The following is a 5,632-nucleotide window of genomic DNA, read 5'->3' as shown; positions in this document are numbered from 1 at the left end:
TCAACAAGATGGACCTCGTCGGGTACGAGGCGAAGGAGTTCGACCGGATCGTCGAGGACTTCGCGGCCCACGCCGCCGAGTTGGACCTGCCGGGCTTCACGCCGATCCCCGTGTCGGCCCTGGTCGGCGACAACGTGGTGGACCGTTCCGCGCACATGGACTGGTACGAGGGGCCGACGCTGCTCGAACACCTGGAGTCCGTCCGGGTCGGTGGCGACCCGTCGGGCCAACCCGCCCGTTTCCCCGTCCAGTACGTGATCCGGCACGGCGAAAGGCGTCACTACGCGGGCCAGTTGGCCTCCGGCTCGCTGCGCGTGGGCGACCGGGTGACCATCCATCCCTCCGGCGGGTCGTCCGAGATCGAGGCCATCGACGTACTCGGCGAGGAGGTGCGGGAGGCGTACGCGCCGCAGTCGCTCGCCCTGCGCCTGGCGGACCCGCTCGACGTCTCGCGCGGCGACATGATCACCAGCGGGGCGGACGCGCCCGCGCTCACCCGGGACGTCCGGGCCGCCGTCTGCCATCTGGCCGACCGCCCGCTGCGGGTCGGCGACCGCGTCCTGGTCAGGCACACGACCCGCACGGTGAAGGCGATCGTGAAGGACCTGACCGACGGGAGGGGGAGTCACCCCGATCGGGCAACGTCGGGAACGCCCGGAGCGCCGGGAGGACAGGGGGCGAGCGGCGTCGAGCTGAGCGCGAACGACCTGGGCCGGATCACCCTGCGCACCGCCGAGCCGCTCGCGCTCGACGACTACGCGCGCTGCCGGCGCACCGGCGCGTTCATCCTGGTCGACCCGGCGGACGGGGCGACGCTGACGGCGGGCATGGTCGATCTGACCGAGGCCGGCTCCCCGACCTGGGCACCGATGACCTGAGCGCAGCTCCGGACCACACGAAAAAGCAGGGCCGTACGGGCCGGGCGCCGAGCAGCAAGGTGCCCGGCCCCGTACGGCCCTGCCGCCCGTTACCAGGCCGAACGTCCCGAAAAGAACCCGCCGAGCGCCTCTGCCCGGTTGCGACGTACCATACTTAAAGTTGAAAGCAGGACATCCTGCTCCACGAACGGACCCGCCTTGCACGAGCCCCACGCCCCAGCCTCCTGGCGCATCGCCCTGCCGCACTCCGTCGCGGCGGTGCCGGTCGCGCGCGCCCTGGTGCGTACCGCGCTCGCCGAGATCGAACACGCCGCCGACTGCGACACCGCGGAGCTGCTCACCGCCGAGCTGGTGGCCAACGCCGTGGAGCACACCACGGGCGACTCGCCCATAGAGCTGGTCGTGGAGCTGCTGCCCACCGGCTGCCAGGTCGAGGTGCACGACCCCGACCCGGCCCCGCCGGGCGACCTCACCGTCCCCGATCCGTTGTCCGAGCCCGATCCCTGGCAGGAGCACGGCCGCGGCCTGCTGCTGATCCGCGCCCTCAGCTCGTCGTGCGGGCACCGCCCGACGAAGTCCGGGAAGGCGGTCTGGTTCCGGCTGCCGGTCATCCCTCACCAGCGCACACCGGCGTGACCGCGCTCAGGCCAGCGTCGCCACCAGGACCGCCTTGATCGTGTGCAGCCGGTTCTCCGCCTCGTCGAAGACGACCGAGTGGGCCGACTCGAAGACCTCGTCGGTGACCTCCAGACAGTCCAGACCGTGCCGCTCGTGGATCTCGCGGCCGATCCTGGTGCCCAGGTCGTGGAAGGCCGGCAGGCAGTGCAGGAACTTGACGTCGGCGTTGCCGGTGGCCCGCAGGACGTCTGTCGTCACGGCGTACGGGCCCAGGGCGACGATGCGCTCGTCCCAGACCTCCTTGGGCTCCCCCATGGACACCCACACGTCCGTTGCGACGAAGTCGGCGCCCAGAACGCCCTCGGCGACCTCCTCGGTGAGCGTGATCCGGGCCCCGCTGCGCACGGCGAGCTCGCGCGCCCGCTCCACGATCTCCTCGGCGGGCCAGTAGGCCCTGGGCGCGACGATCCGCACGTCCATGCCGAGGAGCGCGCCGGTGACCAGGTAGGAGTTGCCCATGTTGAAGCGGGCGTCGCCCAGGTAGGCGAGGGCGATCCCGGTCAGCGGCTTGGCGCAGTGCTCGACCATCGTGAGCACGTCGGCGAGCATCTGGGTCGGGTGCCAGGTGTCGGTCAGACCGTTGTAGACGGGCACACCGGCGTGGGCGGCCAGCTCCTCGACGCTCTCCTGGCTGTCCCCGCGGTACTCGATCGCGTGGAACATCCGGCCGAGCACCCGCGCGGTGTCCTTCACGGACTCCTTGTGCCCCATCTGGGAGCCTGACGGGTCGAGGTACGTGGTCGACGCACCCTGGTCCGCCGCCGCGACCTCGAAGGCGCAGCGCGTGCGCGTCGACGTCTTCTCGAAGATCAGCGCGATGTTCCGGCCCCGCAGGTACTGCGTCTCCGTCCCGGCCTTCTTCGCCGCCTTCAGCTCGGCGGCGAGCTCTATCAGGCCGCGGAACTCGTCCTGCGTGAGGTCCAGCTCCTTCAGGAAGTGGCGGCCGGCGAGGGCGTACGGGACTGTCGCCATGGGGGCGCTCCAGGGTTACGTAAACAGGGACTCTTGGAATTCTATACGACATGCCACATTTCTATACGGCCGCCTCCGTACGGCCGCCTCCACGCGCCCCGGCGCCCCGGCGCCCCCGGTCAGCCCACAGGGTCCCGCTGGACCGGGCAGCTCATGCAGCGCGGGCCGCCCCTCCCTCGCCCCAGTTCGCTCCCCGGGATCTCGATCACCTCGATGCCCTGCTTGCGCAGATGCGTGTTCGTGGTCTGGTTCCGCTCGTACGCGACGACGACGCCCGGTTCGACCGCGAGGACGTTGCAGCCGTCGTCCCACTGCTCGCGCTCGGCGGCGTGCACGTCCTGGGTGGCGGTGAGCACCCGGACGCTGCCCAGTCCGAGCGCCGCGGCGATCGCGCGGTGCATGTGCTCCGGCGGATGGTCGGTGACCTTGAGTTCCTTGTCCCCGACACCCGGTTCGATGGTGTACGAGCGGAGCATGCCGAGCCCCGCGTACTGGGTGAAGGTGTCGCCGTCGACCATCGTCATCACCGTGTCGAGGTGCATGAGCGCCCGCCTCTTGGGCATGTCGAGCGCCACGATCGTCTGCGCCGAGCCGGTGGCGAAGAGCTTGTGCGCGAGCATCTCCACGGCCTGCGGGGTCGTCCGCTCGCTCATGCCGATGAGCACGGCGCCGTTGCCGATGACGAGTACGTCGCCGCCCTCGATGGTGGACGGGTAGTCGGCCTGCCCCTCGGACCAGACGTGGAACGTCTCTTCGCGGAACAGCGGATGGTGCCGGTAGATCGCCTCGAAGTGCACGGTCTCGCGCATGCGTGCGGGCCAGCGCATCGCGTTGATGGAGACGCCGTCGTAGATCCAGGCGGAGGTGTCGCGGGTGAAGAGGTGGTTGGGCAGCGGCCCGAGCAGGAAGTCGTCGAGCTCCATGACATGGAAGCGCACGGACGTCGGCTCGGGGTGCGCATCGAGGAACTCCCGCTTGGTCATCCCGCCGACCAGCGCCTCGGCCAGCTCGCCCGCCGGCAGGGTCTCGAAGGCGGCCCGCAGGTGGTCGGTGGCGAGCGGCCCGTACTCCTTCTCGTCGAAGACCCTGTCCAGTACGAGCGACCGGGCCTCCGGGACGGCCATGGACTCGGTCAGCAGGTCACCGAAGAGGTGGACGGTGACGCCGCGGTCACGCAGGACGTCCGCGAACCCGTCGTGCTCCGCGCGCGCCCTGCGCACCCACAGCACGTCGTCGAAGAGCAGCGCGTCCTTGTTGCTGGGGGTGAGCCTTTTGAGCTCCAGATCCGGCCGGTGGAGTATGACGCGGCGCAGCCGCCCGGCCTCGGAGTCGACATGGAATCCCATGCCCCCATCTTGACCACCGAAGGACCGGTTGACCCGCCGGACGACGGTTTGTTGGGCTCCTCACTCCGTCTTCGGTGCCCACTTTTCGTCTTCGGTACAGCTTTTCGTCCCCGGTCCAGCTTTTCATTCTCGTCCTCTTGACGATAACGGGAGTGCTCGATTATCGTCGAACAGACGAGAAACGAGGGGGTCCGATGGCCGACATCTCCCGGCGCCTGGGCCGGCGCCACCTGCGCGCCGCTCCGACGGCGCACATCCGGCACCACCGCGGCGGACAGCTGCTGCACGACGGTCCCGGACTCAGCTTCTGGTTCCGCGCGCTGACCGCGGCGCTGTCCGAAGTGCCGGTGGACGACCGCGAGTTGGCGATGACCTTCCACGCCCGTACGTCCGACTTCCAGGACGTGGCGGTGCAGGCGACCGTCACCTACCGGGTCAGCGACCCGGCACTCGCCTCGGCACGCCTGGACTTCTCCGTCGACCCCGACACCGGTGTGTGGCGGGGCGCTCCACTGGAGCAGCTGGGCACCCTGCTGACCGAGACGGCCCAGCAGCACGCACTGGACGTACTGGCCCGTACGACACTGGCGTCGGCGCTGGTCGACGGTGTGGCGGCGGTACGGGAGCGGGTCGCGGCGGGCCTTGCCGCGGAGCCGCGGCTGCCGGCGACCGGCATCGAGGTGGTCGCCGTGCGGGTGGTGGCGCTGCGTCCGGAGCCGGAGGTGGAGCGGGCCCTGCGCACGCCGGCCCGCGAGCAGATCCAGCAGGAGGCGGACCGCGCGACGTACGAGCGGCGGGCCGTGGCCGTCGAGCGGGAGCGGGCGATCGCCGAGAACGAACTGGCGAGCCAGATCGAACTCGCCAGGCGCGAGGAGCAGTTGGTCGAACAGCGCGGTACGAACACGCGCCGTGAGGCCGAGGAGCACGCGGCGGCGGACGCGGTGCGCGCCGAGGCCGAGGCGGCCCGGACGGTACGGCTCGCGCGGGCGGAGGCGGAAGCGGCACGTGAGGTCGGTCAGGCGCGGGCGCAGGCGCAGGCCGCCTGGCTGCGGGTGCACGCCGATGTCGACGTGGCCACGCTGCACGCGCTGACCGGGGCCCGGCTGGCGGAGAACCTGCCCAGCATCGAGAGCGTGACCGTCTCGCCGGACGTGCTGACCGGCCTGCTGGCCAAGCTGGGCGCCCGGGACCGGACATGAGCCTCGCCCCGCGGGTGGTCATCGTCCACCGCACCACGGAGTACGAGGAGTTGGTGGCCCATCACGGCACACACGGACAGGCCGCCTTCTTCCTCTCCTCCCGGGGCCGGACCATCGAGGAGGTCGCCGAACGCCACCACCGCACCCGGCGCGCGCTGACGGCCGTGGCCTCCGCGATNNGACGTGGTGGTCGTGGTCGGCCAGGACGGTCTGGTGGCGAACGTGGCCAAGTACCTCGCCGGGCAGCCGGTGGTGGGCATCGACTCCGACCCCGGGCGCAACCCGGGCGTTCTGGTGCGCCACCGTCCCACGGACGCGGCCAGGCTGCTGCCCGCCGCAGGTGCCACCGCGACGGGCGTGGACGAACTCACCATGGTCGAGGCGGTCGCCGACGACACTCAGCGGCTGCTCGCCCTGAACGAGATCTACCTGGGTGCGGCCGGACACCAGACGGCCCGGTACCGCCTGGGCCTGGAGGACGACGGGGACAGCCGGCACAGCGGGGGCAGTCAGGGCAGGCGGGGCAGCGGGAACGACAGGGGTGTCGTGGAGGTCCAGG

5 protein-coding genes and 2 pseudogenes are annotated in these 5,632 nt (G+C 71.0%); 5 read left to right on the top strand and 2 right to left on the bottom strand.

Features of this window, described 5'->3' with window-relative positions; genetic code table 11:
- Positions 1 to 878, top strand: an 878-nt coding sequence (locus AOK01_RS02645; protein ID WP_425424713.1) for an elongation factor 1-alpha C-terminal domain-related protein, incomplete at its 5' end; no start/stop codon positions are given.
- A 198-nt stretch (positions 879 to 1,076) separates the two neighbouring features.
- The gene (locus AOK01_RS02640) at positions 1,077 to 1,514 is read left to right on the top strand and encodes an ATP-binding protein (RefSeq protein WP_245702056.1); all 438 of its coding nucleotides are present in this window, start codon (positions 1,077 to 1,079) and stop codon (positions 1,512 to 1,514) included.
- 6 nt (positions 1,515 to 1,520) lie between these two features.
- Here the strand turns inward: AOK01_RS02640 and argF are convergent, their stop codons facing one another.
- Both argF and AOK01_RS02630 read right to left on the bottom strand, forming a co-directional pair.
- Complete coding sequence (gene argF / locus AOK01_RS02635; RefSeq protein WP_055507938.1) at positions 1,521 to 2,528, bottom strand: ornithine carbamoyltransferase; 1,008 nt, start codon at positions 2,526 to 2,528, stop codon at positions 1,521 to 1,523.
- Positions 2,529 to 2,647: 119 nt separating this feature from the next.
- Positions 2,648 to 3,874 carry an arginine deiminase gene (locus AOK01_RS02630; protein ID WP_055507936.1) on the bottom strand — a complete coding sequence of 409 codons (1,227 nt, stop codon included), beginning with the start codon at positions 3,872 to 3,874 and terminating at the stop codon, positions 2,648 to 2,650.
- Positions 3,875 to 4,068: 194 nt separating this feature from the next.
- Here AOK01_RS02630 and AOK01_RS02625 point away from each other — a divergent pair, with 194 nt between their 5' ends.
- The 3 genes and pseudogenes from AOK01_RS02625 to AOK01_RS44645 form a co-directional block, all read left to right on the top strand.
- Positions 4,069 to 5,073 carry an SPFH domain-containing protein gene (locus tag AOK01_RS02625; RefSeq protein WP_055507934.1) on the top strand — a complete coding sequence of 335 codons (1,005 nt, stop codon included), beginning with the start codon at positions 4,069 to 4,071 and terminating at the stop codon, positions 5,071 to 5,073.
- Positions 5,070 to 5,251, top strand: a pseudogene (locus AOK01_RS44650) (hypothetical protein); the annotation flags it as partial. The gene AOK01_RS02625 and the pseudogene AOK01_RS44650, both read left to right, overlap by 4 nt.
- A 2-nt stretch (positions 5,252 to 5,253) precedes the next feature.
- Positions 5,254 to 5,632 (top strand): annotated as a pseudogene (locus tag AOK01_RS44645) (hypothetical protein); the annotation flags it as partial.

Origin of the sequence: Streptomyces aurantiacus (genome assembly GCF_001418335.1) — a bacterium.
Lineage (GTDB): Bacteria > Actinomycetota > Actinomycetes > Streptomycetales > Streptomycetaceae > Streptomyces > Streptomyces aurantiacus.
Note: the sequence above shows the minus strand (reverse complement) of the source record. Positions and strands in the feature narration are given on the sequence as shown.